Origin of the sequence: Acuticoccus kalidii, from assembly GCF_021556395.1 — a bacterium.
GTDB classification, from domain to species: Bacteria; Pseudomonadota; Alphaproteobacteria; order Rhizobiales; family Amorphaceae; genus Acuticoccus; species Acuticoccus kalidii.
Genome location: NZ_JAKGCS010000005.1, coordinates 231,371 through 256,620, shown reverse-complemented (window position 1 = coordinate 256,620; position 25,250 = coordinate 231,371). Strand labels below are relative to the sequence as shown.

23 protein-coding genes and 1 riboswitch are annotated in these 25,250 nt (G+C 64.2%); of the genes, 15 read left to right on the top strand and 8 right to left on the bottom strand.

What is annotated here, in order from left to right; genetic code table 11:
* The 3 genes from L1787_RS01360 to L1787_RS01350 form a co-directional block, all read right to left on the bottom strand.
* Nucleotides 1–262: hypothetical protein (locus L1787_RS01360; protein WP_235706678.1), on the bottom strand; the 262-nt coding region annotated here is incomplete at its 3' end.
* Between the two features lie 2,001 nt (nt 263–2,263).
* The gene (locus tag L1787_RS01355) at nt 2,264–3,610 is read right to left on the bottom strand and encodes a sensor histidine kinase (protein ID WP_235706677.1); all 1,347 of its coding nucleotides are present in this window, start codon (nt 3,608–3,610) and stop codon (nt 2,264–2,266) included.
* On the bottom strand, nt 3,603–4,283 hold the full coding sequence (locus L1787_RS01350; RefSeq protein ID WP_235706676.1) for a response regulator: 681 nt from the start codon (nt 4,281–4,283) through the stop codon (nt 3,603–3,605). The genes L1787_RS01355 and L1787_RS01350 overlap by 8 nt, the downstream gene beginning before the upstream one ends.
* 146 nt (nt 4,284–4,429) lie before the next feature.
* Here L1787_RS01350 and L1787_RS01345 point away from each other — a divergent pair, with 146 nt between their 5' ends.
* Entirely contained in the window at nt 4,430–5,149 is a 720-nt protein-coding gene (locus tag L1787_RS01345) for a class I SAM-dependent methyltransferase (protein WP_235706675.1), read from the top strand.
* Nucleotides 5,150–5,232: 83 nt separating this feature from the next.
* Here L1787_RS01345 and L1787_RS01340 read toward each other — a convergent pair whose 3' ends face one another.
* Nucleotides 5,233–6,009, bottom strand: a complete 777-nt coding sequence (locus L1787_RS01340; RefSeq protein WP_235706674.1) for a hypothetical protein — start codon at nt 6,007–6,009, stop codon at nt 5,233–5,235.
* Nucleotides 6,010–6,301: 292 nt separating this feature from the next.
* Between L1787_RS01340 and L1787_RS01335 the strand changes: the two genes are divergently transcribed.
* The 6 genes from L1787_RS01335 (at nt 6,302) to L1787_RS01310 (ending at nt 12,518) form a co-directional block, all read left to right on the top strand.
* Nucleotides 6,302–7,078, top strand: a complete 777-nt coding sequence (locus tag L1787_RS01335; protein WP_235706673.1) for an SDR family NAD(P)-dependent oxidoreductase — start codon at nt 6,302–6,304, stop codon at nt 7,076–7,078.
* Nucleotides 7,079–7,176: 98 nt separating this feature from the next.
* Nucleotides 7,177–8,703, top strand: coding sequence for an ABC transporter substrate-binding protein (locus L1787_RS01330; RefSeq protein ID WP_235706672.1), 1,527 nt, complete (start codon nt 7,177–7,179; stop codon nt 8,701–8,703).
* A gap of 30 nt (nt 8,704–8,733) precedes the next feature.
* Nucleotides 8,734–9,681: an ABC transporter permease gene (locus L1787_RS01325; RefSeq protein ID WP_235706671.1), complete on the top strand. Its 948-nt coding sequence runs from the start codon at nt 8,734–8,736 to the stop codon at nt 9,679–9,681.
* The gene (locus L1787_RS01320) at nt 9,678–10,541 is read left to right on the top strand and encodes an ABC transporter permease (protein WP_235706670.1); all 864 of its coding nucleotides are present in this window, start codon (nt 9,678–9,680) and stop codon (nt 10,539–10,541) included. Before L1787_RS01325 ends, L1787_RS01320 begins: the two co-directional genes overlap by 4 nt.
* A gap of 2 nt (nt 10,542–10,543) precedes the next feature.
* Nucleotides 10,544–11,512: an ABC transporter ATP-binding protein gene (locus L1787_RS01315; protein WP_235706669.1), complete on the top strand. Its 969-nt coding sequence runs from the start codon at nt 10,544–10,546 to the stop codon at nt 11,510–11,512.
* On the top strand, nt 11,505–12,518 hold the full coding sequence (locus L1787_RS01310) for an ABC transporter ATP-binding protein (protein ID WP_235706668.1): 1,014 nt from the start codon (nt 11,505–11,507) through the stop codon (nt 12,516–12,518). Before L1787_RS01315 ends, L1787_RS01310 begins: the two co-directional genes overlap by 8 nt.
* 66 nt (nt 12,519–12,584) lie before the next feature.
* Here L1787_RS01310 and L1787_RS01305 read toward each other — a convergent pair whose 3' ends face one another.
* The 4 genes from L1787_RS01305 to L1787_RS01290 all read right to left on the bottom strand — a co-directional run bounded on the left by L1787_RS01305 (nt 12,585) and on the right by L1787_RS01290 (nt 19,327).
* Nucleotides 12,585–13,733, bottom strand: coding sequence for an amidohydrolase/deacetylase family metallohydrolase (locus tag L1787_RS01305; RefSeq protein WP_235706667.1), 1,149 nt, complete (start codon nt 13,731–13,733; stop codon nt 12,585–12,587).
* Nucleotides 13,734–13,823: 90 nt separating this feature from the next.
* Nucleotides 13,824–15,065: a mechanosensitive ion channel family protein gene (locus L1787_RS01300; RefSeq protein ID WP_235706666.1), complete on the bottom strand. Its 1,242-nt coding sequence runs from the start codon at nt 15,063–15,065 to the stop codon at nt 13,824–13,826.
* A 297-nt stretch (nt 15,066–15,362) separates the two neighbouring features.
* Entirely contained in the window at nt 15,363–16,478 is a 1,116-nt protein-coding gene (locus L1787_RS01295) for a ribonucleotide-diphosphate reductase subunit beta (protein WP_235706665.1), read from the bottom strand.
* Nucleotides 16,475–19,327 carry a ribonucleoside-diphosphate reductase subunit alpha gene (locus L1787_RS01290; protein ID WP_439648251.1) on the bottom strand — a complete coding sequence of 951 codons (2,853 nt, stop codon included), beginning with the start codon at nt 19,325–19,327 and terminating at the stop codon, nt 16,475–16,477. The genes L1787_RS01295 and L1787_RS01290 overlap by 4 nt, the downstream gene beginning before the upstream one ends.
* Nucleotides 19,328–19,427: 100 nt before the next feature.
* Nucleotides 19,428–19,632: riboswitch (cobalamin riboswitch) on the bottom strand.
* 278 nt (nt 19,633–19,910) lie between these two features.
* Here L1787_RS01290 and L1787_RS01285 point away from each other — a divergent pair.
* From L1787_RS01285 to ureG, 8 genes are read left to right on the top strand one after another with little or no spacing between them, the layout of a single operon-like run.
* Entirely contained in the window at nt 19,911–20,213 is a 303-nt protein-coding gene (locus tag L1787_RS01285) for an urease subunit gamma (protein WP_235706664.1), read from the top strand.
* Between the two features lie 22 nt (nt 20,214–20,235).
* Nucleotides 20,236–20,652 carry an urease subunit beta gene (locus L1787_RS01280; protein WP_235706663.1) on the top strand — a complete coding sequence of 139 codons (417 nt, stop codon included), beginning with the start codon at nt 20,236–20,238 and terminating at the stop codon, nt 20,650–20,652.
* 2 nt (nt 20,653–20,654) lie between these two features.
* Nucleotides 20,655–22,373 (top strand): urease subunit alpha, encoded by a 1,719-nt coding sequence (locus L1787_RS01275; RefSeq protein ID WP_235706662.1) that lies wholly within the window; start codon nt 20,655–20,657, stop codon nt 22,371–22,373.
* A 53-nt stretch (nt 22,374–22,426) separates the two neighbouring features.
* On the top strand, nt 22,427–22,810 hold the full coding sequence (locus tag L1787_RS01270) for a fluoride efflux transporter FluC (RefSeq protein ID WP_235706661.1): 384 nt from the start codon (nt 22,427–22,429) through the stop codon (nt 22,808–22,810).
* Between the two features lie 12 nt (nt 22,811–22,822).
* The gene (gene crcB, locus L1787_RS01265; RefSeq protein ID WP_235706660.1) at nt 22,823–23,209 is read left to right on the top strand and encodes a fluoride efflux transporter CrcB; all 387 of its coding nucleotides are present in this window, start codon (nt 22,823–22,825) and stop codon (nt 23,207–23,209) included.
* 26 nt (nt 23,210–23,235) lie between these two features.
* Nucleotides 23,236–23,820 carry an urease accessory protein UreE gene (locus L1787_RS01260; protein ID WP_235706659.1) on the top strand — a complete coding sequence of 195 codons (585 nt, stop codon included), beginning with the start codon at nt 23,236–23,238 and terminating at the stop codon, nt 23,818–23,820.
* 54 nt (nt 23,821–23,874) lie between these two features.
* Nucleotides 23,875–24,555: an urease accessory protein UreF gene (locus tag L1787_RS01255; protein WP_369415042.1), complete on the top strand. Its 681-nt coding sequence runs from the start codon at nt 23,875–23,877 to the stop codon at nt 24,553–24,555.
* Between the two features lie 26 nt (nt 24,556–24,581).
* Entirely contained in the window at nt 24,582–25,247 is a 666-nt protein-coding gene (gene ureG / locus L1787_RS01250; protein ID WP_235706657.1) for an urease accessory protein UreG, read from the top strand.
* Nucleotides 25,248–25,250 lie beyond the last annotated feature (3 nt).

The following is a 25,250-nucleotide window of genomic DNA, read 5'->3' as shown; positions in this document are numbered from 1 at the left end:
CCCCACCCGCGTCGCGAGCAGCCCCGCCTCGTTGGTGATCGCCCGCACCGAGGCGTCGTAATCGAGGTGCATCCCGTAGGTGAGGCTGCCGACCCCGTTTGGCGTCGGCCAGCGGGTACTTCGTCAACACCCCCGCCGGGCTGAGCTCCATGTCGCGCACGAAGAAGGTCGTCTCCGCCGTGCCGCCGGGCGGGGTCACGGTCCGCACAAAGCGCGCATCGTCCGGCCCGTGGGCCATCTCGGTGAGACCGTTCTTGGTCACCCGGCTGACGCGGTTGAGACCGCCCCAGACGATCGTCCGGTTGATCGCGGCAAAACCCTGGACCGTCTCGAGATTGCCGTTGGCGTCATAGGTGTTTTTGGGAAAGACGCGTCAGGCGCGTATCGCGACCGTCCGTAGCGCGCCGTCGCAGCCAACTATATGCGCAAGAGCAATGGCTATGCGTGCAGTACTCGTGTGAGGCTCTAACTACCCCCCCCCCGACGAGAACTTATAGAGCTGGCAGAGTATCATTGCGTAGCTTTCCTTGCGGTTTAAGGTAGGCGGCGCCTTTACACACCTGAAGATCAATTCAATAAGAATTTTCAGTTTTTATATCTGCTTATCGAGACTAAGAGAGAGCCTATCTCAGAATTATTTTTAATACTCATATTTTATGAATTTTATACTATTTCAATGGATCTACAGGATCTAGCATCTGATTACTATAAATTTCATTTACAGGAATCGCGTTGATACGATCAAATCTTCGATCAATATCTCCTGTAGCAAAGAACAAAATTATTGATTGAATCATATTTATACCCCTTTCACTTGCCTTCTTGATAAGAAGGCCTTTCCCTAAAATTATAAACAGTCGAGATACGCAGAAAAATCTATCAGCTTTCTGCCTCGGCAAAGCCATATAGTATGAGGATCATGACCATATTACCCTCGGTTCTTTTTTGTAAAGATTTTTGTCCTTTGATGACGCAACTGTTCTAAAATTTAGGGCAAAGCACGGCCTATCATATTTATCCCACTGAATTTCAATGAGGCAAATATCGTTGCTATCTCTTTTAAATAAGTGATCCTTATCGCAATATCCATTGCGCCTCACCTCAGAAAATCCATTTTTACTGAATATTTCCGCCGCATCCTTTAGAAGGGTATCGTGAAGTTGGTCAGATATGGACACATCCATCTATTTGTCTCGAATTCAATCTGTCACATCGTCAAATATACCGAATTGTGCTTCAATTCGATTGCCGATAACTCCTCCCGCAGCGCCAGCCGGAGCGCCCGCAATTTTGCCAACAGTCCTAGGTCCGGTTCTATGCACCTCATATTGCGGCCCATAGACTCGCTCAGCTTTACGTTGATTCGGGCTCAATCTCGCCTTCGGCCCAAATTTACTTTCGATATATCGCACACGTATTTCCGCCTTTGGGCGGACCGTAATGTGCGGTATGCTTCTCGGCCTTGACATAAAGTCAACTCGGCTATGTCGCCCTTGTCCAATAGCAAGTCTAACCTGTGTTTGCACACTGTTTCCGCGAGCTCGTTCCCTCACGGATGTTATGGATTCCCCCAATCGCCCCTTCGCTTGACTAGATAGGGCAGCAGAGCGGTGAGACGCAGCCACTCCTACTACCCCGCCTAGCGCAGCGCCAACACCCGCAGAGGTGGCGAGTTTTTCAGTGTCGATAGCGCGTCCTTGGAGTAAATCCTCGGACGCCGACATAACAGCTCCCGCTACCAAGTCCTACTGCGTCTGGCCCAACCGCCACTGGGTCAATCCGGCCAACAACGCCGCCGAGTCCGGGCCTGAGAAATCCCTCGATCTGGCGTTTGCGCGCGAGACCGGAGCGAAACATCCCGCGAGAGAATGCCGTCAGTGTGTGATGATTTCGCAGACCGCTTCCGCATTGTCGGTGGCGGACTCGATGGGCTGCTCGGTGCAGGCACAAGCTGGTCGGCGCATGTCCGCTTCTGGCACTGGGTTACCGCAGCGTCTCAGTGGCCTCCCGGCGACCGACACAACCTTCCCAAGGCCATCGAGAAATTTTCCAGTCAATCATGCGCCCTCTACCGATCCTCTCATGAGACGGCTCACACAGTGCTGGCTCAAGCCCTCAGAAATCCGCAGAAACCCTCAACATTCCGCGACACCTCAGCTCTCCCCCGGAGCACCATTCCCCGCCGAATGGCCCTGACTTCCAAACTCTCCTACCGACCACACCCCGGCGCTCACCAGTGCCGCTCCACGGCGTCCCCCAACCCCTACCCCGGAAAGACGAGCTCCACCCGCAGACCGGTCGGCGCGAGGTTCGAGATCGCGAGGCGTCCGCCGTGGGCGGCCATGATCCGTGCGGCAATGTAAAGCCCTAGGCCGGCGCCGTCGCCATGGGCGCCCGCCCGCACGAAGCGGTCGGCGATGGCCGGCAGCCGGTCCGGCGGCACCCCCTTGCCACGATCGATGACCGAGATGCGGACGGGGTCGGCCTCCAGGCGGATCACCACTTCGGACCCGCGCGGGGCGTGCTGAACCGCGTTTTCCACCAGATTGACCAACGCCACCGCGATTGCGTCGGAATGGGCCGCGATCGCGGTCGGCGGCGATTGGCACTCGTAAGCGAACTCGACGCCGGCTTTGTGGGCCAGCGGCTCGAGGCGGGTGATCACGTCGATGATCACGGTCTCCGCGTCGATCCGCTGGGAGGCCTCGACGAGGAGCCGCTCCGCCTGCGCCGAACTCAACATCTGGGCGCAGAGCCGGACCAACGTGTCGATCTCGCGCCGCAGCGACGCGACATCGACAGCGTCTTGGTCGACCTCGAGCCGCGCTTTTAACGCCGCGAGCGGCGTTCGTAGGGAGTGGGACGCATCGAGGATGAAGGCGCGCTCCCGCTCCATCGCGTCACGCAGGCGCTGCAAAGTCGCGTTCAGCGCACCGGCGAGCTCGCGCACTTCAGCCGGCGCGTCGCCGACATCGATCGGCTCGACATCGCGAAACTCGCGTATCGTCTTGGCCTCGCCCGCAAGGTGCTCGAGCGGCTTCAACGTGGCCCGGATCACCTGCCCCGAGACGAGCAGCATCAGCGCCGCGAGCGGAAAGATCGGCAGGACGTGAACGCCGATCTCCTCGACGATCGAGAGGAGGAGCCGGTATTCGGGGTCGGAGAGGACGACGACCTGGACCTCGCAGAGTTCGGCCTCGCAGCGGAAGGTCTTGCCACCGATCCACCGCCCGTCGCCGAGATCGTGGGTCCACTCGTCGGCGGCGGAGACGGGGATGCCGGTGAGCGCCGCCCAGTCGAAATTCGACTCGGCGAGGGTGGTGCCGCCCCGACCCAGGACCCGCCAACCATAGGCCTCCGGGTGCCGATCATAGAGGCCGCCGATCTCGTCTTCGTGCGGCAAAGGGAGCTCGTCGAAGGTCATGCCGTCGAACGCCTCGGCGACATCCTGAACCATCCCGAGCACGATCCGTTGCGGCAATTCGGACAAGTCGCGCCCGTCGACGAGCGCGACAACGAGGACCGTGAGGCACGTGATCGTCGCCGTCACGACGGTGAGGCGGTGGCGGATCTTCTCCGCAAGCGACCACGACCGCCGCCGTTTACGCATCCTCGCCCCTCTCCAGCACGTAGCCGACACCGCGAATGGTGCGCACCGTTGCCGTCGCCCCGTTCGCCTTCAGAATGCCGCGCAGGCGCGACATCGAAGCCTCGAGCGCATTGCGGCTCGCATCGCTTTCGAAATCGTAGAGCTGATTGTCGAGATAGCGGCGCGAGCAGACGGCCCCGGCGCGCTGGATGAGCGCCCGCAAAAGCTGCAACTCACGCCGCGCGATCGCCACCGGGGCCTCGTTCACGAAGACCGCCGACGCGTTGAAATCGAACGAGAGATTGCCGACCTGCTCGCGCGGCTGCACGAGATCGGACGGGCGCCGCAACAGCGCGCGGCAGCGCGAGCGGAGCTCTTCGATCGCGAAGGGCTTGACGAGATAGTCGTCCGCGCCGCTATCGAGACCGTCGACCCGGTCGTTCAACTCGCCCCGCGCCGTCAGCACGAGAACCGGCATCGTGCGCCCATCGCGGCGAAGGCGGTGCAGAAAATCGAGCCCGTTGCCGTCGGGCAGGCCGAGATCGAGCAGCACGAGGTGGTAGTCGGCCACCGCGATCCCCGCCTCGGCCTCGGCGAGCGTCGTCACCCAGTCGACGCTATAGGCGTCATTCGCGAAGGCGCGCCGCAGGCTGTCGCCCAGGCTCGGATGGTCTTCGACCAACAAGATCCGCATCGCTCGACCGTCGCCCTCCCGTCAGAGCCCCACCCTGAGCGCCCCACCATCCGCGCCCGGTATCGAAGACCACCGTCAGCGTCCCGTCAGCATCCCCGACGTAAGCCCGCCGCACTCGGAACCATGGCAGGCGCGGTGCTCGATATATGACAATCGTTGATGCGACAAAGGTGTCGCCGGCCCTCCAGTCGCTCGCCGCCGCCGATGACAGGGACGATTTCGCCCGCGTCGTGCTCCCCCTCTTCAAGGGGCGGCGGGTGCTCGATGTCGGATGCATCAATCACCATTTCTTCGCCACCCCCAAGCGACGCCGCCATTCCTCGTTCTTCCGTATCGAGCGGGAAGCCGCGTTCGTGCTCGGCATCGACAATGTGCGCCCCTCGGTCCGTCTCGCGCGGGAGCATGGTCACAATGTCGTTTATGGCGATGCCGAGACCTTCGTCGCCGAGGAGGCGTTCGAGGTCGTGCATGGCGGCGACATCATCGAGCATCTCAGCAATCCGGGCCTCTTCCTCGCCTGCTGCCGGGCCAATCTCACCGATGATGGACTCTTGGTCCTGTCGACCCCGAACACCTTTTCCGTCGCGACGGCCTGGGAGGTTCTCAGCCGTGCGACGAACGATCCGAAGGTGCATCCGCAGCACACGGCCTATTTCTCACCGACCACGCTCAAGGAGCTTGCGCGCCGCTACGGGTTCGAGCCGGTCGCCTTCCACACGATCGAGATCGCCACGACCGGCCTCACGCGCCATGAGCGGACGCTCCTCGCGCTCAATCGCGCGGTGACGCGCCTCGCGCCACGTTTCAAGCGGACGATGGTCGCCGTTTTCCGCAAGACGGCGCCGCCGATAGACGGGCCGATCTAGCCGGCAGCGGAGAGGTCCAGCGCGGACCGCGATCGCACGACGGGGGGCGTGCCGGCGCGATGCGCGATGTGGCGAGCGACCGGTTAGTCGGCGCTCTCGGCATCCCGCCCCGCCGCACGCAGCGATCGCCGCTTGGTCTCCGAGCGGAAGATCGCGCCGACGAGCTCCTGAATCTCCGGCGCCTCGTCGACATCGAAGCGGGACTCGGTGTCGAACGCGATGCCCCATTCCTGCGCCAACCACTCGATATCGCCGAGCGACTTGCCCTGCACATAGCCGACCGTCCAAGGTGGCAGGCGGAATTTCGGGCCGGGCAGATCCCGCAGGTCCGGGATGTTGAGCCGCCTCTCGTCGTGCTGGCGGCAGAGCTTCGTCAGCTCGGAGATGACGTGGACGGCCAGTTGCGACATGCCCTCGTTCATCCGAACGAGCGTCAACGCCGCCTCGAGATCGCGCCGCCCGATCGCGTCGAGAAAATCGACGATCACGTCGTTCGCGGCAAAGGACGCGCGGTCGAAGGGGCGCACCACCATATTCTCGCGACCGACGGCGGCCTCCCACGCGCCGAGCTGGTCCCGATAATCGAACAGCGGTGGGTTGCGGCAGACCTCTTCATAGGTCCGTGATCCGGCCTTCACCGCCTGTTGCGCGCTGGAGACCGCGAAATCCACCGGATGGCGGATATAGATCACGACGCGCGGATCACCGTAGATCGCGGCCAATCGCTCGGCGAAGACGGCCTTCTCCTCTCCGCTCAACCGCTCGACGACCTCGGTGCTGACGATCGTCGTGTCGGCGCGCTTCGCCAATATCTTCACGCGGTCATCGAAGATATCCGGCTGCTTCTTGAGCAACCGCACCAGCTCCGTGTGATTATGTTGCAAATGAGAATCTGGATAGTCGACACCGTTTTTCAGGAGCGCCGAGCGAGAGGCATGCAATGTTGCCTGGATGGACCCGGTTCCTGTTTTCCGTGTTCCAGCGTGAATCCAAAGCATTTCAACAACTCTTGTATAAAAGCGTTATGAGAATCGCATTGCCGGTGTCGAAGGGTCAATGCGCCCCTGGACAGCACCCGGTGATTTGTCTTTTTATAACTAAACGAGCGCTTGAGTTGCCACGCCGTTGGCCGAGCCTCAGCTGGGAGACGACGTGAGCGTACTTGACCGATTCCGGCTCGATGGAAAGCGCGCGCTCGTCACGGGAGCGAGCCGCGGGCTCGGGCGAGAAATCGCACTCGCCCTCGCCGATGTCGGCGCCGACATCGTCCTCGTCGCCCGTCCGTCCGATGCGCTCGACGAGTCCGCCGCCGCGATCACCGCCCTCGGCCGGACCGTGACGACCTTCCCCGCGGACATTTCCGACCCCGACATCGCCGCCGAGACGTGCGAGCGCGTGCTCGCCACCGGCCCCATCGACATCCTCGTCAACAATGTGGGCGGACGGCGCGAAAACGTTCCGATCGAAGCGCAGACGCTCGACAGTTGGCGCGCCATGATGGATCTCAACCTGACCGCCGCCGTCACCTGCACGCGGATGATCGGCAAGGCGATGATCGATGCGGGACGCGGCGGGCGCGTCATCAACATCGCGTCGAGCAACGCCTCGCGCGTCGGTCGCGGGATCGGCGGGCGTCATTACGAGGCGGCGAAGGCGGCGATCGTCCAATTCACGCGGGCCGCGGCCGTCGATTGGGCCCCGCACGGCATCACCGTCAACGCCATCTGTCCTGGCCTCTTCATGACCGCCCCGAACCAGCGATGGGCGCGCGAGAAGCCCGAGATCATCGAGGCCGCCGTCGGCAATATTCCGATGGGGCACGCCGGTGATCCGAAGGATATCGGTCCACTCGCGGTCTATCTCGCGTCCGACGCGTCCTGTTTCATGACCGGCGCGTCGCTCGCGATTGATGGCGGCACCACCTGCTGACGAAGGCGGCATGCCTCGCGCGCACGCCTCATGACGCCGTTTTCAAACTATAAAGGGGAGCGAACAGTATGAACGCCGTACGGAAAACACGTTCACTGATGCTGAGCTGCGCCGCGGTGATCGCACTGGCCGCGGCCGGAGCCTTGCCGGCCGGCGAAGCCGAAGCGGCCACGCTGCGCTACGCCACCATCGGCGAGCCGCCGAGCCTCGACATCCAGATGGGCACCGCGACCCTCGCGACCACCATCGGCCAGAACATGTTCGAGACGCTCTATGCGTTCGACGAGGCGGGCGCCCCGCAGCCGATGCTGGCCGAGGGCGAAACCATCTCCGAGGACGGCAAGACGATCGTCATCACGCTGCGCACGGGTGTGCCGTTCCACAACGGCGCCGAGATGACGGCGGAGGACGTCGCGGCGTCGCTCAATCGTTGGATCGAGTTCGGCGCGCGCGGTCAGACGCTGAACGCGAGTTCCGTCGAGGCGACCGGCGACAATGAGGTGACGATCACGCTCGCCGAGGTGAACGGCGCGTGGAAGAGCCTCCTCGCCTTCCCGAACGGCGGTCCGGCGATCTACCCCGCCGACATCGTGACGGCCGCCGGCGGCGAGCCGATCAAGCCGGAGAATTATGTCGGCACCGGTCCTTACAAGTTCGTCGAATGGCGCCCCAACCGGCATGTCGAGCTCGAGAAGTTCGAGGACTATGCCGCGCGCAGCGAGCCGTCCGACGGTTCGGCCGGCGCCAAGGAAGCGACCATCGACACGCTGCAGTTCATCCCGGTCGGCGACGTCAGCACGCGGGTGAGCGGCGTGCAGGCCGGCGATTACGACTATGCCGAGTACATTTCCGGGGACCTTTACGGCATCCTCAAGGATGATCCCTCGATCGCCCCGCACATCAGCAGCGCGCCGATTTTCGGGCTCATGTTCTTGAACAGCAAGGAAGGCATCCTCGCCGGAAACTGGAAGCTGCGCCAGGCGATCCTTGCCGGCCTCAACATGACCGAGGCGCTGCAGATCTCCGTCGGCGACGCGGAGCTGTTCGCCGCCGAGGGCTCGATCTTCCCCGAAGGCAATGTCTGGTACTCCGATGCCGGCACCGAGAACTACAATCAGAACGACCCGGAGAAGGCCAAGAGCCTCGCCGCGGAAGCCGGTTATAATGGCGAGCCGATCAAGCTCCTGGTCTCGACCAACTATCAGCAGCATTTCGACCAGGCGAACGTCTTCAAGCAGCAGCTCGCGAAGGCCGGCATCAATGTCGAATTGAACGTCACCGACTGGGCGACGCTTCTCAAGGAGCGCGGCGAGCCCGGCTCCTGGGACATGTTCATGACGCACCACGGCCCCTCGCCCGATCCGGTGCTTCTGACCTTCATGAACGCCTCTTATCCCGGCTGGTGGACGACGGACGAGCGCAATGCCGATCTCGCCAAGCTCGTCGGCACTTCCGATCTCGGCGAGCGTCAAGCGGCGTGGGCCACCACCCAGGAACTCGTCTACGAGCAGATTCCGGCGGTGAAGGTCGGCGACGTGTTCTCCTTCGACATCGCTTCGCCGCAACTCCAGACGACGTGGGAGCGGGCCCCGGCCTTCCCCTATTTCTGGGGAGCGACGAAGTAATCCGCACGATATTCGGGATCTGACCCTTCGATGCTGGGTTTCATCGTCAAACGGACGGGTGCGGCGCTCGCGACGTTGGTCGCCGCCTCCGTTCTGATCTTCATGTTCATCCACCTCATTCCGGGCGAACCGGCGGCCGTCATGCTCGGCGACGCCGCGACGCCGGAACAGGTGGCCGCGCTGAGGACGCGGCTCGGGCTCGATGAACCCCTCATCATCCAATATTTCTATTGGGCCGGTAACGCCTTGCAGGGCGATCTCGGCCGCTCGATCTTCTTCGACGAGCCGGTGACGACCGTCATCGCCGACGGCGCCGAGACGAGCATCCTGCTCGCGTCGATCACCATGATCTGGGTCGTCCTCATCGGCGTTCCGGTCGGCGTGATCGCCGCGATGCGGCGCGGAAGCTGGCTCGATCAGGGCCTTTCGGGGCTGGCGATGCTGCTCGCCTCGATCCCGACCTTCTGGGTCGGTCTTTATCTGATCCTCGTCTTCGCCGCCCAGCTCGGCTGGCTGCCCTCCTCGGGCTATCCGTCGATCTTCGACGAAGGCGGATTGGCGAACCTTCGCTATCTCATCCTGCCGAGCCTCGCGCTCGCCACCCCCAATGCGGCGCTGATCCTGCGTCTCACGCGGGCGAGCATGCTCGACGTGTCGAAGGAGGACTATGTCCGCACCGCCCGCGCGAAGGGCATCAGCCCCCGCCAGGTCACGGTGCGGCACATCCTGCGCAATGCGCTTCTCGTGGTGGTCTCGGCGTTTGGCTTCACCTTCGCGGCTCTGATTTCCGAGGCGGTCGTCACCGAGACCGTGTTCGCCCTGCCCGGCATCGGACGGACCGTCGTGCAATCGATCCTGCGACGCGACTATCCGGTGATCCAAGGCGTCATCCTCGTGATCGTCTGCCTCTATCTCGTCCTCAACCTCCTGGTGGACATCTCCTACCGCTTCCTCGATCCGCGAGTTGAACTCGAATGACTGCGACGCTCCAGGGAGTCTTCGGTGCGGCGATCCGCCGGCCGCTCACCGCGTTCGGCCTCCTCTTCCTCGTCGTCGTGATCGTGTTCGCGCTCGCCTCGCCGTTGATCGCCCCCTATTCACCGCTCGAGATCGATTCGCTCAATCGCCTCGTGCCGCCGAACGCCGAACACTGGTTCGGCACCGACCATTTCGGCCGCGACACCTTCTCGCGCGTCGTCTATGGCGCGCGTCTCGCGCTATTGATCGGCATCGGCGTCGTCGGCTTCGCGCTGATGACGGGCGTGCCGATCGGCGTGGTCTCCGCGCTCTATCCGCGGCTCGGGCGTGTCCTGATGCGCGGCGTCGACGTCCTCATGGCGTTTCCGTCGCTCCTCCTCGCGCTGGGGCTCATCGTCATTCTCGGTCGGGGCGTATCCAACGCGATCCTCGCGATCGGCGTCGTCTATCTGACGACGACCGCCCGCATCGTCTACGGCGTGACCTTGCGGCTGCGCGAGGAGACCTATGTCGAGGCGGCGCAGTCGATGGGGGCGGGTACGCTCTGGACCGTGCGCAAGCACATCCTGCCCAACATGATCTCCCCGCTTTTGGTGCAGGCGAGCTTCGTGTTCGCCTTCGCCCAGCTCGGTGCGGCCTCGCTCGACTTTCTCGGGCTCGGCACGCCGCCGGACATTCCGAGCTGGGGCAACATGCTCGCCGAATCGCGGCTCTATATCACCCGTGCGCCGTGGCTTCTGTTCTTTCCGGGCATGATGATCGCGCTGACGGCCTTCTCCCTCAATCTCACCGGCGACGCATTGCGCGACCACATGGATCCGCGCTTCCGCGAGGCCATGGGCAACCGGAAGAGGACGTAACGATGCTCGCCGTCGATGACCTCGTCGTCTCAGTCGTCACCTCCCTCGGCTCGCTCGACATCGTGCGGGGGGTCTCCTTCCAGATCGCGCCCGGCGAGATCCTCGGTCTCGTCGGGGAATCGGGCTCGGGCAAGTCGATGACCTCGCTCGCCGTCATGGGCCTTCTCGAGACGCCGCGCACCCGCGTCACCTCCGGGCGGATCGCGATCGATGGCGCCGACATCACCCATGCGACCCCCTATGAGCGGGTGCGCAAGGGCAACGGCGACATCGCGATGATCTTTCAGGAGCCGATGACCTCGTTGAACCCCGTCCGCCGGATCGGCGACCAGATCGCCGAAGCGATCAAGGTTCATGATCCGAAGGCGGACGTGCGCGCGCGGACGCAGGAGCTGATGGACCTCGTCCGCCTGCCGGACTCGGCCCTCCAGCACGGCGCCTACCCGCACGAGCTGTCCGGCGGGATGCGCCAGCGCGTGATGATCGCGATCGCCCTCGCCTGCCGGCCCAAGGTGTTGATCGCCGACGAGCCCACCACCGCGCTCGACGTCACGGTCCAGCTTCAGATCCTCGGACTGCTGCGCGATCTGTGCGATCGGCTCGACATGGGCATCTTGTTCATCACCCACGATCTCGGCGTCGTCTCGCAGCTCGCCGACCGCGTCGCGGTGATGTACGCCGGCCAGATCGTGGAGACCGGCAGCGTGAGAACCATCTTCTCCGCTCCGCTCCACCCTTATACTGCGGGGCTCATGGCTTGCGTGCCGGACCCGTCGACCGGGCACGCGCCGCTCGTCACCATTCCGGGACAGGCGCCACGGCCGGACGAGGTGCCGCCCGGCTGCCCCTTCTCGCCGCGCTGCTCGCGGGCGGACACGCCCTGCCGGAGCGGTCCGGTCCCGACGGTGCGTGCCGGGGACCACGCGGCGCTCTGCCATTTCCCGCTCAACGAGGAGCTCGTCCATGCCTGAGGCGTCGATGGCCACGCCGTCCCCCGCCGCCGCATCGCCGATCCTGGAGCTGCGCGATCTCACCAAGCATTTTCGCGCGAGGCGGGCGGGGAAGACCTACACGATCACCGCCGTGAACCACATCTCGCTCGATCTCGTCGAAGGTGAGGTGCTCGGCATCGTCGGCGAATCGGGCTGCGGCAAGACCACCGTCGGCCGCATGATCATCGGGCTCGAACAGGCCGACGAAGGCGAGATCCGCTTCGGCGGCAGCGATATTCTCGAACGCCGGGGCGCGGCGCTGAAGGCCGCGCGCCTGAAGCTCCGTATGGTCTTCCAAGACCCATACGCATCCCTCAATCCGCGCCGTTCCGTCGAGGACAGCGTCGCCGAGACGGGGGACATTCACGGCATATTCGAGAACGCGAAGCACCGGCGCGAAATGGTCGGCGAAGCGCTCACCCAGGTGGGCCTCAACCCCTCCTTCGCGAGCCGATATCCGCACGAACTCTCCGGCGGGCAGCGCCAGCGTGTGGGCATCGCCCGCGCGATCCTACCGACGCCGGACGTGATCATCGCGGACGAGCCCGTCTCGGCGCTCGACGTGTCGATCCAGGCGCAGGTTCTGAACCTCCTCGCCGATCTCAAGGCCCGGCTCGGCCTCACGATGATGTTCATCTCCCACGATCTCGGCGTCGTCGCGAAGATCAGCGACCGCGTTGCGGTTCTTTACATGGGAAACGTGGTGGAGATCGGTGACGGCCCGGCCCTCTTCGCCGACCCGCAGCATCCCTATACGCAAATGCTGATCGCCTCGGTCCCGCGGATCGATCCGGCGAGCCGCGTCACCGGAACCGTCGAGCGCGGCGAGCCGCCAAGCCGCTTCCGCGCGATCGAGGGCTGCCCCTTCCAGGACCGCTGCCCGAAGCGCACCGACATCTGCCGCACGATGCCGGAGCTGCTGCCAACGACGCCGGGGCGCCGCGTCGCCTGTCACCATGTCGACGCGGTCGTCGCAGCCGACTGACACGGCGTCGAGGATCCGGCCGGTCCCCGCGGGCCAAGCCGCCCGCAGGGATCGATCCGGAGCCGATCAATTCGGCTGCGGCGCCGTCCCGTCGCCCCACCATTTGCCGCCGATCACCGTGCCGACGCTCGCAAAGCGCGTGTCGGCACGGAGCTTTTCGCCGACGACATCGACATGCTCGACCGGCTCGTGGCGCAATTCGAGCACGGTCGCGTCGCCCGGCGTTCCCACCTTCAGCGACCCGAGCTCGGGGCGTCGGATGATCTTGGCCGGGTTCTCCGTCGAGCAGCGGATGACGTCGGTGAGATCCATTCCGAGCGCGAGGAATTTCGACATGACGGCGAGAAGGTCGTGCGCCGGCCCGTCGACGCAGAGCGCGTGAACGTCGCTCGAAATCGCGTCCGGCATGATGCCTTCGCCCACCATCGCCCGGCAGGAATCGAACGAGAAGCCGCCCTGCCCGTGGCCGATATCGAAGTAGACGCCCCGCTCGCGCGCGGCGAGCACCTCGGCGCGGACATTGCGCGCCGCATCGATCGGCGCGTTCGGCCAGGGGCGGAAGCAATGAGTGAGCACGTCGCCGGGGCGTAAAAGGCGCAACACCTCCTCCTGGCTCGGCGGCCGGTTGTCGATATGCGCCATCACCGGCAGGTCCAGAAGATCGGCGACCTCGAGCGCGAGCTGGAGCGGGGCGATGCCGGACGTCCCGCCCGCCTTGGCGCCGATGCGCACCTTGATGCCGACGACGATGTCTTTATTGGCGCGCGCCGCCTCGAGGCACTCGTGCGGATGGACGAGGCGCATGTCGCCGCACTCGCCGACCATCACGTTCTTCGAGAAGCCGTAGATGCCGGCGAACGAGATGTTGACGTAGGCGAGGATACGCGGCTCGGTCCGCTCGATGACGTGCGTGCGGAAGCCGGGAAAGTTGCCGGCGCCGGCGCTGCCCGCGTCCACGAAGGTGGTCGTGCCACTCCGCCGCGCGATCGTTGGCGCGTCCACCCCGAGCGAGGTGCCGCCCCAATAGACGTGGGTGTGCAGGTCGACGAGGCCGGGGGTGACGATCTTGCCGGAAACGTCGCGGACCTCGGCCGCCTCTCCGAGATCCGTGCCGACGGCCGCCACCTCGCCCGCGGCAAAGGCCACGTCCGCGACACCGTCACGTCCCGATGCGGGGTCGATCACGCGACCCCCCTTCAACATGAGATCGAACATCGTCCACCCTTCTGCCGCCCACGCGGCGCGTCCCCTAGACCCGTCCCTGTCTACGCGCCCTCTTCGATGCGTGACAAGGACATCACCCGTTCAGGCCTCGCTCGCGCCGGACGGTGCGGGCTGGGGCGCCTCGGTCGGCGTCGCCGGCTCGATGCGGGGCTTGCCATCGACCGGCGGGAGGAAGAGATCCGGCCGGTCATTGGGGATCGATTCGACGTACACCGAGCGCGACGGGAAGGCGAAGCTCGTTCCCGCACCGAGGACGACGTTCATCACGGCATAGGCGAGCTGCTCCTGCACTTCGAGCCATTCCCGCCAGGATGTCGTCACCGTGAAGCAGTAGACGAGAATGTTGATCGACGAGCCGCCGAACGCGTCGATCCGGACATGGGTCGACGCCTGGTTCGGCCGCACGAAGTCCGGCGACGTCAGAATATAGTGCTCGATCCCGTCGCGTACGGTCTTGAGCTGGTCCACCGTGGTCGAATACGGCACGCCGATCGTCCACAGGATCCGGCGGCGGCGCATCTTCGTGTAATTGATCAGCGCATTTTCCGAAAAGGCGTTGTTCGGAACGTCGACGGCCGCATCGTCGAAACGGCGAATGCGCGTCGATCGCACGCCGATATATTCGACCGTTCCTTCCACGACGCCGTTCACCTCGATCCAATCACCATACTTGAAGCGTTTCTCGGCGAGGATGAGAAAGCCGGCGACCAAATTCTTGAAGAGATCCTGTGCGCCGAGGGCGACGGCGGCGCCGATGAGGCCCATGCCGGCGAGCAGCGGCCCGATCTCCACCCCCCATTCTTGCAGGATCAACGCCACGGCGGCGAAGACCAGCACGCCTTTGACGGTGTGGCGGATCATGTCCGCCATCGTCGGGCTGAGCGCGGAGGAGCGGAGCTTGAGCGAGGCGACGAACGGGCTCGTCAGCTCGAACAGCGCCCAGAAGAGCGCCGTCAGGACCATCGTCGCGACGATGCGCGAGGCGATCTCGGCATAGTCGCCATTCTGGTCGAACTTCATGACCTCGAACGCGAAGAACGCGCCGATCGCCACCGGCACGATGCCGGCCGGGCCCTTGAGGGCGTGACGCACCGCCGGATCGAGATCGCGGATCGGCCGATTGGCGAGACGCCCCATCACGACCATCAGGAGATAACGCTGCGGGCGGCGCAGGATGAGGAAAAAGAGAAAAATCCCCAAAGCGATCAGGATTCGGCCGACCGGGAGCCCCCAGGTGGAGTGCGTGATATAGATTTGCAGCTCGGACCAAAGATGTTCGGTCGCGGGTGACACGCCAGCCACCGTATCGATCAGTTCAACCAACGTCATATCCCTACGCGATCTCTCCGGCGCATCTGAATGGCGGCGTCATCGTTTCATGCGATGATCGACGTCTCGACGCTGAGGACGAGGATCCGGCTTCGGGTGGACGCCCACGTCGTCCCGCTCCCCATCGGCCGCTCGCGGGCATATTGGGCCAGATTGGATTTCTGCACCACCGTCCGAATTGGGATATGCCGGATCTCGGCACACATCGAAGCGGGACGCGCAACAAAACGCGATGCCGGCCGCTTCCCCCCGGCCGGCATCGCGCCGTTCTGGGCGCGGGTCGCCCCGCCCTCAGTCCCAGACGAGCGCGCCGCCGCTCTGATACTCGGTGACGCGCGTCTCGAAGAAGTTCTTCTCCTTGCGCAGGTCCATCGCCTCGCTCATCCACGGGAACGGGTTGTCGGTCGGGCCGAAGACGGGCGCGAGGCCGAGCTGCCCGCAGCGGCGGTTGGCGATGAACCGCATATACGCCTCGCACAGCTCCGCATTGAGGCCGAGAAAGCCGCGCGGCATCGTATCGCGTCCATAGGCGGCCTCGAGTTCGGCCGCTTCCTTCAGCATCGCGCGCACCTCGTCCTGGAAGGCGTCCGTCCAAAGGTGCGGGTTCTCGTGGCGGATCTGGTTGATCACGTCGATCCCGAAGTTCAAGTGGATCGATTCGTCCCGCAGGATGTACTGATACTGTTCGGCGATCCCGACCATCTTGTTGCGCCGGCCGAGCGAAAGGATCTGCGCGAAGCCCGTGTAGAACCACATTCCCTCGAAGACGACATAGAAGGCGACGAGATCGCGCAGGAAGGCTTGGTCGGCCTCCCGCGTGCCGGTCTCGAAGGTCGGGTCGTCGAGATGCCTCGTATACTTCAGCGCCCAGGCCGCTTTGTCGGTGATCGACGGCACCTCCCGATACATGTTGAAGAGTTCGCCTTCATCGAGGCCGAGACTTTCGACGATATATTGAAAGGTGTGCGTGTGGACGGCCTCCTCGAACGCCTGGCGCAGGAGATATTGCCGGCATTCGGGGTTCGTCAGATGCCGGTAGACGGCGAGGACGATGTTGTTCGCGACGAGGCTTTCCGAGGCGGCGAAGAAGCCGAGATTGCGCTTCACCGCGTGACGCTCTTCGTCGGTAAGCCCGTCGCGCGACTTCCACAGAGCGATATCGGCCTGCATGGACACCTCGGTCGGCATCCAATGATTGTTGCAGGCGGCGAGATATTTCTCCCACGCCCAGCGATATTTGAGCGGAAGGAGCTGGTTCACGTCGGCGGTGGCGTTGATCATCGCCTTGTCGCCGACCGTGACACGCCCCGCCTCGCGGTCGATCGTGCCGAGACCGGTCGCATCGACCGGCTGCGCTTGGGGGGCCGCCGCAGGATCGCCCCAGTCGAGGGAAATGGACGCGCTCATTGGCAGGCCTCGCAGGTCGGATCGTCGATGGAACAGGCGGAGACGGGCGCGGCAGCCACGGCGTTGAGCCGCCCGTCGGTCCCCTTGAGGGTGGATTTCTCGACGCTCGTCGCCGCGCGGGCGCGAAGATAATAGGTGGTCTTCAGGCCGCGGGCGAAGGCGAGACGGTAGACCGCGTCAAGCGTCTTGCCGGACGGTTTTGCGAGATAAAGGTTCAGCGACTGGGACTGGTCGATCCACTTCTGCCGCCGCGCCGCCGCCTCGACGAGCCACCGCGGATCGATCTCGAACGCCGTCGCATAGAGCGCCTTGAGATCGTCCGGCACGCGGTCGATCGCGCCGAGGCTGCCATCATAATATTTGAGGTCCGAGGCCATCACCTCGTCCCACAGGCCGCGCGCTTTGAGGTCGTGAACGAGGGTCGCGTTCACGACCGTGAAGTCGCCCGACATGTTGGACTTCACATAAAGGTTCTGGAAAATCGGCTCGATCGACTGCGACACGCCGCAGATGTTGGAAATCGTCGCCGTCGGCGCGATCGCCATGGTGTTGGAGTTTCGCATACCGATGGTCGTGACGCGGGCGCGCAGGCTCTCCCAATCGAGCCGGGCCGAACGGTCGAGGTCGAGCCCGCCGCGCGCCTCGGCGAGCAGCTCCAGCGAATCGATGGGCAACACGCCCTTTGACCAGAGCGATCCCTCGAAACTCGGATAGCGCCCCCGCTCCGCGGCGAGATCCACCGACGCCGAGATCGCATGATAGGACAGCGCCTCCATGCTCTCGTCGGCGAACGTCACGGCCGCCTCGGAGGCATAGGGAATGCGCAGCGTCGCGAGCGCGTCGGCAAACCCCATCAACCCCAGCCCGACCGGCCGATGCCGCAGGTTCGACCGCCGGGCCTCGGGGATCGTGTAAAAATTGATGTCGACCACATTGTCGAGCATCCGCATCGCGACCGACACGGTGGCCGCCAGCGCCTCATGGTCGAGACCGTCGGGACCGACATGGGCGGCAAGGTTCACCGAGCCGAGATTGCACACGGCGACCTCGTCGCTCGCCGTGTTGAGCGTGATCTCCGTGCACAGATTGGACGAGTGCACGACGCCGCGATGGCGCTGCGGCGAGCGGATGTTGCAGGGATCCTTGAACGTGATCCACGGATGGCCGGTCTCGAACAGCATCGAGAGCATCCGCCGCCACAGATCGACCGCGCGCACGGTGCGGTGGACGGCGATCTCCCCCCGCGCCGCCTTCGCCTCATAGGCCTCATAGGCGACCTTGAAGTCGGGACCGTAAAGATCGTGAAGGTCGGGCGTCTCGTCGGGCGAGAAGAGGGTCCACGGCCCGTCATCGGCGACGCGCGCCATGAAGAGATCGGGCACCCAGTTCGCCGTGTTCATGTCGTGCGTGCGGCGCCGGTCGTCGCCGGTGTTCTTTCTGAGGTCGAGAAATTCCTCGATGTCGATGTGCCAGGTTTCGAGATAGGCGCAGACGGCACCCTTGCGCTTGCCGCCTTGGTTCACCGCGATCGCCGTATCGTTCGCGACCTTGAGGAACGGGACGACGCCCTGGCTCTCCCCATTGGTGCCGCTGATATGGGCGCCGAGCCCGCGCACCGGCGTCCAATCGTTGCCGATGCCCCCGGAGAACTTGGCGAGAAGTGCGTTGTCTTTGACCGACTTGAAGATGCCGTCGAGATCGTCCGGCACCGTCGTCAGGAAGCAGGAGGACAGCTGCGGGTGCCGGGTGCCGGCGTTGAAGAGCGTCGGCGTCGAGCACATGAAGCGGAAGGTCGAGAGGCGCTCATAGAACGCGATCGCCGTCTCCTCGCGATCGATCTCCCGCAGCGCGAGGCCCATCGCAACGCGCATGAAGAAGACCTGCGGGAGCTCGAAGCGGACACCGCGATCGTGGAGGAAATAACGGTCCACGAGAGTCTGAAGGCCGAGATAGTCGAACGCGAGGTCGCGCTCGGGACGGATGGCGCGGCCGAGCCGGTCGAGATCGAAGCGGGCGAGTTCAGGGTCGATGCGCCCAGCCTCGATCCCTTTCTGGATGGCAGCGCGAAGGGTGTCCGGATAGCGGTCCGCCATCTCGGCTGCGCTCGCCTCGTCCGGCCGACCGGCGAGGCCGCTCAACACCTCGCGGCGCAGGCTGTGGAGGAGAAGACGGGCGCTCGCGCGCGAATGGTTCGGCTCGGCCTCCACCAGCGTACGGGCGGCGAGGACGGGGGCGAGCGCGAGCTCGTCCTCGCTGATCCCGTCATAGAGATTGCGGCGCGTCTCGGCGAGGATGACGCTCGGATCGACGCCATCGAGCCCGTCGGCGGCTTCGCCGATCAGGCCGGCGAGCCGCGCCTCGTCGAGGGGGACGTGGGAGCCGTCGGCGCGGCGCATCGAAAGGCGCGGCGCGGTGGGCGCGGTCTCCGCCTCCTTGGCAAGGCGCTCCTGCGTGCGGGCCTCGCGGTAGAGGACGAACGCGCGGGCGATCTTGTGATAGCCGCCCCGCATCAGGGCGAGCTCGACCTGATCCTGGATATCCTCGATGTGCAGCGACGCGCCGGTCGGCGCGCGGCGCGTGAGGTTGACGACGATCTCTTCGGCGAGATCGGCCACCGTCTCGTGCACGCGCCGCGAGCCGGCCGCGCTCGTCCCCTCGACGGCGAGGAAGGCTTTCGTCAACGCGAGTTCGATCTTCGCCGGATCGAAGGCGGCGACGGCGCCGGAACGGCGGATAACTTTATAGTCGGCGAGACCGTCCCCGCGCGGGCGGTTCGACGCGCCGGGCGTCATCGGCGGCCGCGGCGTCGCCGCGAGACCGTCGGTCGAGATTTCGTTCGTAATGGACATCGGCTTATCCCCAGTGGCTGGGGGCAAAGGCCGAGCGGACGCGTGTCACCGCCCGCAAGGGACGTCGACCGTGCGACCCACCAGGACACCCCGCCCGTGGACGTTCGTTCGCGTCACGGCAGGTCTCCTGGCTCGCGGGTCGTCACTCCCCCCACCTTCCCAGCCTCTCGGCCAGTGGTTCATCGGGGATCGTTCGCCGCTCACAGTTGCGGGGGCAGCTTCGGTTTTGCCTCAAAGCGGGCGCACCGAATTCCCTTTTCACCTCCAAGCCGTCGGCTTAGAGGACCATGACACCGGATCTTGTGTCCCGACCTGCGGAACTCGTCAATATGTTGATTTGGGTTTCCACACTCGGGCGGAACATGCCGTTTGAATCGGCGCTTGGTGGAGCCGTTCACGTTTGTGCAACAATATTTGGATTTTTGCTCGCAATGGCCCGCTGCTGAAACGATCCAGCGAAACATTTATATTACATCTGGGATATTGCTTAGCGGCGAACGCTGGTTTAGGGCAACATTTGATGCAAAATGGGCTCAGGAACTGAAACTTCTGATTGGTTTCCGTTTTGCAAAGGAGGCGGGCGATGCACTTCACACCCAGGGAAATCGATAAGCTTATGATCTACACGCTCGCGCAGGTCGCGCAGCGTCGTAAAGATCAAGGCATAAAGTTAAATCATCCTGAAACAGTCTCCCTCATTTCCGTCGCCGCTCTCGATGGGGCGCGCGCGGGGAAGACTGTCGAGGAGGTCATGGAGATCGCTCGCGGCGCCGTTTCTCGGGACGACGTGATGGAAGGCGTGGTCGATATGATCCCGTACGTCCAGGTGGAAGCGGTGTTCACCGACGGGAGCCGTCTCGTCACCGTCCACGATCCCATCAAGTAGACCCTGAGATAGGTGCTCGGCCATGACTTCCAGTGACAACGGCACTCCGGTTGGCGGCTTCGTTTTGGCGTCGGACGACATTGAACTGAACGCCGGCTATCCCGTCACGACGATCAAAGTTCGCAACACCGGCGACCGCCCTATCCAGGTTGGATCCCACTTTCACTTCTTCGAGGTGAATGCGAGCCTTGAATTCGACCGCGCGCAATCGTTCGGAAAGCGGCTCGACATCCCGGCCTCCACGGCGCTGCGGTTCGAGCCCGGCGACGAGCGCGAGGTTTCGCTGATCCCCTTTCAAGGCAAGCAGCGCGTCCTCGGCTTCAACAGCCTGGTCGACGGCTGGGTCGGTGAAGAAAACTACGATTCATACCGACCCCGGATGACCGATGCGCTCGAACGCGTCGCTCGTTACGGCTTCAAGAACAAGTCGGAGTCCTGACCATGGCGAAGATTTCGAGAAAGCAATATTCGGAGCTGTATGGCCCCACGACCGGCGACAAGATTCGCCTGGGCGATACGGATCTTTATATCGAGATCGAGAACGACCTTCGCGTCTACGGTGAAGAGGCCGTCTATGGCGGCGGCAAGACGCTGCGCGACGGCATGGGCTTCGACAACGAGCTGACGAGTGCGGCCGGCGCGCCGGACCTCGTCATCACGAACGTCACGATCGTCGACAGCGTGCAGGGCATCATCAAGGCCGATGTCGGCATCAAGAACGGCCTGATCTCCGCGATCGGCAAAGCCGGCAACCCGTCAATCATGTCCGGCGTCACGCCGGGCCTCGCGATCGGACCCGGCACGGATGCGATCTCCGGCGAGCACCTCATTCTGACCGCCGGCGGCATCGACGCCCACGTCCACTTCATCTCCCCCCAACAGGCCGAGGCGGCGCTCAGCAACGGCGTCACCACCCTGTTCGGCGGCGGCGTCGGCCCGACCGACGGCACCAACGGCACGACGATCACGCCGGGCACCTGGAACATCGAGATGATGCTCCGCTCGTTCGACGCGTGGCCGGTCAATGCGGGCGTGCTCGGCAAGGGCAACTGCTCCTCCGCCGCGCCGATCGAAGAGCAGATCCACGCCGGCGCGATGGGCCTGAAGATTCACGAGGACTGGGGCAGCACGCCGGGCGCCATCCGCGCCTCGCTGAAGGTCGCGGACGATTTCGACGTCCAGGTCTGTATCCACACCGATACGCTGAACGAGGCCGGTTTCGTCGAGAACACGATCGCCGCCTTTGAAGGCCGGACGATCCACACCTACCACACCGAAGGCGCCGGCGGCGGCCACGCGCCGGACATCATCCGCGTCGCGGCGCTGTCCAACGTCATCCCGAGCTCGACCAACCCGACGTTGCCTTACGGCATCAACTCGCAGGCCGAGCTCTTCGACATGACGATGATCTGTCACAATCTCAGCCCGAAGATCCCGACCGACGTCGCGTTCGCCGAGAGCCGCGTCCGCGCCGAGACGATCGCCGCCGAGAACGTGCTGCACGACATGGGCGCCATCTCCATCCTGTCGAGCGACAGTCAGGCGATGGGCCGCGTCGGCGAGAACTGGACGCGGACGATCCAGACCGCGCACATGATGAAGCAGCGCATGGGCGCCTATGAGGGCGACACCTCCGGCAACGACAACGAGCGCGTTCTGCGCTTCGTCGCCAAGGTGACGATCAATCCGGCGATCGCCCAGGGCGTCAGCAACGTCATCGGTTCGGTCGAAGTCGGCAAGATGGCCGACCTCGTCCTGTGGGACACGGCCTTCTTCGGCGCCAAGCCCAAGATGGTGATCAAAGGCGGCATGATCTCGTGGGCGCTGATGGGTGACCCGAACGCCTCCCTGCCGACGCCGCAGCCGGTTCTCTACCGTCCGATGTTCGGCACGATGGGGTCCGCCCTCACCAAGACGCGTGTGACCTTCACCTCGCTCGCCGGCTATGAAGACGGGATCGTCGATCGCTACGAGCTGAAATCTCAGGTCATCCCGGTCTACGGCACGCGGACGATCACCAAGAGCTCGATGGTTCGCAACACGAGCCAGCCGAACATCGAAGTGAACCCGGAAACGTTCGCGGTCACGGTCGACGGCAAGCACGCCACGATCGAGCCTGTGACCACCGTTCCGCTCGGACAGCTGTACTTCTTCAGCTAGCCAAAGGAAGTCGCCGGTCCGTCGTGATCCTTCGCTGCTGTTGAACTGGTCGAATGCAAGCGATCGATATCATGTGGGTCTTCCTCGGCGGTGGCATCGGGTCGGTGCTCCGCTGGGGAGTCGGCCTCGCCGTGGAGGCCCGCATTCGGATGCGGTTCCGCCTCGGCACGTATCTGGTGAACGTCACCGGCGCCTTCGTCATCGCGTACCTGTCGACGGCCTTCATGATCGACTGGCACCATCGTTACGGCGATATGATGTCGTCCTTCGTGCTGACGGGTATACTGGGTGGGTACACCACCTTCAGCTCGATGCAGCTCGACACCGTCCAGATGGCGGAGGACGGGCGGCACGGGCTGGCGCTGGTCTACATCGTCTCGTCCATCGGCAGCGGCCTTCTCGCCGTCGCCGCTGGCGTGGCGCTCGCGTCGATATAGAGGCGGCGGCTCATGGTCTCGAAGATCATCATCGTGTTCCTCGGCGGCGGGCTCGGCGCGATCGTGCGGGAATTCTTCATGTTGCTGATTCCGCAGACGCGCAGCGACTTTCCGCTCGACATTTTCGCGGCGAACGTGATCGCCTCCTTCATTCTCGGGCTGACCTTCGGCAATCGTCGCCTCAACGCCGTGTCGGACGAGTTTCTCCTGCTGGTCGGGACGGGGGTCATGGGGGGCATGTCGACCTTCTCGTCCTTCGTCTACGGCGCCTATTCGGAGATGACGTCCCCCGGCCACATGGCGGTCGGGGCGCTTTACGTCATCTCCAGCGCCGTCGTCGGCTATTTGCTTACTCTGCTCGGCATCACCGCGGCCAAGTGGCGTCATCGCGAGGCGTGATTTCTGAGCTCATGTCCGGAGGACGTATGATTCTCGTCGAGAAGAAATTGGGTCATCTGAGCGACCCGGAATGGCATGACCGCGCCCATCATGCCGTCGTGGATTCCCTCGTTCTGGAACAATGGGAAGCCCCGAAGAACCGCCTGCGCAAGGCGAGCGAAGGCGGCGTCGAGCTCGCCATCTCGCTGCCGCGCGACGAGCACCTGCACGATGGCGACGTGCTCCATTATGACGCCGAGACGAACGTCATCGTCGTCGCCCGCGTCGCGCTCAAGGACGTGCTCGTGATCGAGCTCGAAGGGCTCGAGACGCTGTCGCCGACGGAGATCCTGCGCACCTGCTTCGAGCTCGGCCACGGGCTCGGCAACCAGCATTGGCCGGCCGTGATCAAAGGCTCGACCGTCTATGTGCCGCTCTCCGTCGACCAGAAGGTGATGGCCTCGGTGATGCGCACCCACGCATTCGAGCACGTGAAGACGCGCTTCGCGCCGGGCGAAGAGATCGCCAAGCTGCTCGACGCCAAGGAGGTCCGCCTCCTCTTCGCCGGGGCGGATGCGACGCCGCATCATCATCACGGCGCCCACTCCCACGACCACGACCACGCGCATTAGGGGCGCGTGATGGACGCTGGCGACGACACGATCCGAAGCGCCGCCGTACCGAACATGGTGCGGCTCGGCCGGCTCCTGCAATTTTCCGACTCGACGCTGCCGGTCGGCGCGTTCGCCTTCTCCAACGGCCTCGAATCGGCGCTGCAGACGGAGGTGGTCACCGATCCGGCGAGCCTTCGTGAATATGTCGAGCTGATCCTGCGCCAGAGCGCGCGGATGGACGGCATCGCCTTCCTTCACGCCCATCGCGCCGCGATGAACGGCGACCATGATGCGATCCTCGTCGCCGATCGCGCCATCTGGTGCCGCCGTGTCGGCGAGGAGCAGCAGCTCATGCTCGCCCGGATGGGCAAGAAGCTCGCCGAGCTCGCGCTCAAGATCGGGCCCTTCCCGCGCCTCGAGCGCTGGCTCGGTGACATCAAGTCGGGCGCGACGCCGGGATGCTTTCCGGTCGGCCAGGCGATCGCCCTCGCCGAGCTCGGCGCCCCGGAGAGCGAGGCCTTCGTCGTGCACCAATACGGCGTCGCCTCGATGATCCTCAGCGCCGCCGTGCGCCTCATGCGGATTGACCATCTCGACACGCAGCGCATCCTGTTCGCCGCGCAAGATCGCGTCGCAGACGATTACCACGCGGTGCGGGCGCTCGGCCTCGACGAAATGGCCGTCTTCGCACCGATTTTCGACGTTCTCGTCGCGCACCACACAACAACCCGCGTTCGACTGTTCATGAACTGAACGTCGTCCTCGAAAAGGAACGTGCAATGAAGAAGATCACCCGCATCGGCATCGGTGGTCCTGTCGGCTCGGGCAAGACCGCGATCATCGAGACCATCACGCCGCGCCTGATCGACATGGGCATCAAGCCCTTGATCATCACCAACGACGTGGTGACGACGGAAGACGCCAAACAGGTCCGCCGGACGCTGAACGGGGTCCTCGTGGAAGAAAAGATCGTCGGCGTCGAAACCGGCGCGTGCCCGCACACCGCGGTCCGCGAGGATCCGTCGATGAACATCGCCGCCGTCGAGGAGCTCGAAGAGAAGTATCCCGACAGCGACGTGATCCTCATCGAGTCGGGCGGCGACAACCTCACGCTCACCTTCAGCCCCGCGCTCGCCGATTTCTACATTTACGTCATCGACGTCGCGGCCGGCGACAAGATCCCCCGCAAGAACGGGGCGGGCGTGTGCCAGTCCGACATCCTCGTGATCAACAAGAAGGACCTCGCCCCCTATGTCGGCGCGAGCCTCGAGGTGATGGACCGCGACTCCAAGCTGATGCGGGGCAAGAAGCCGTTCGTCTTCACCAACTGCAAGACCGGCGAAGGGATCGACGGCCTCATCGATCTCATCATGGACATGGCACTTTTCGACGTGACGCCCGTGAAGCCCGCCAAGGCGCACGACGCGCCGCAGCCGGCCGAGTGAGAC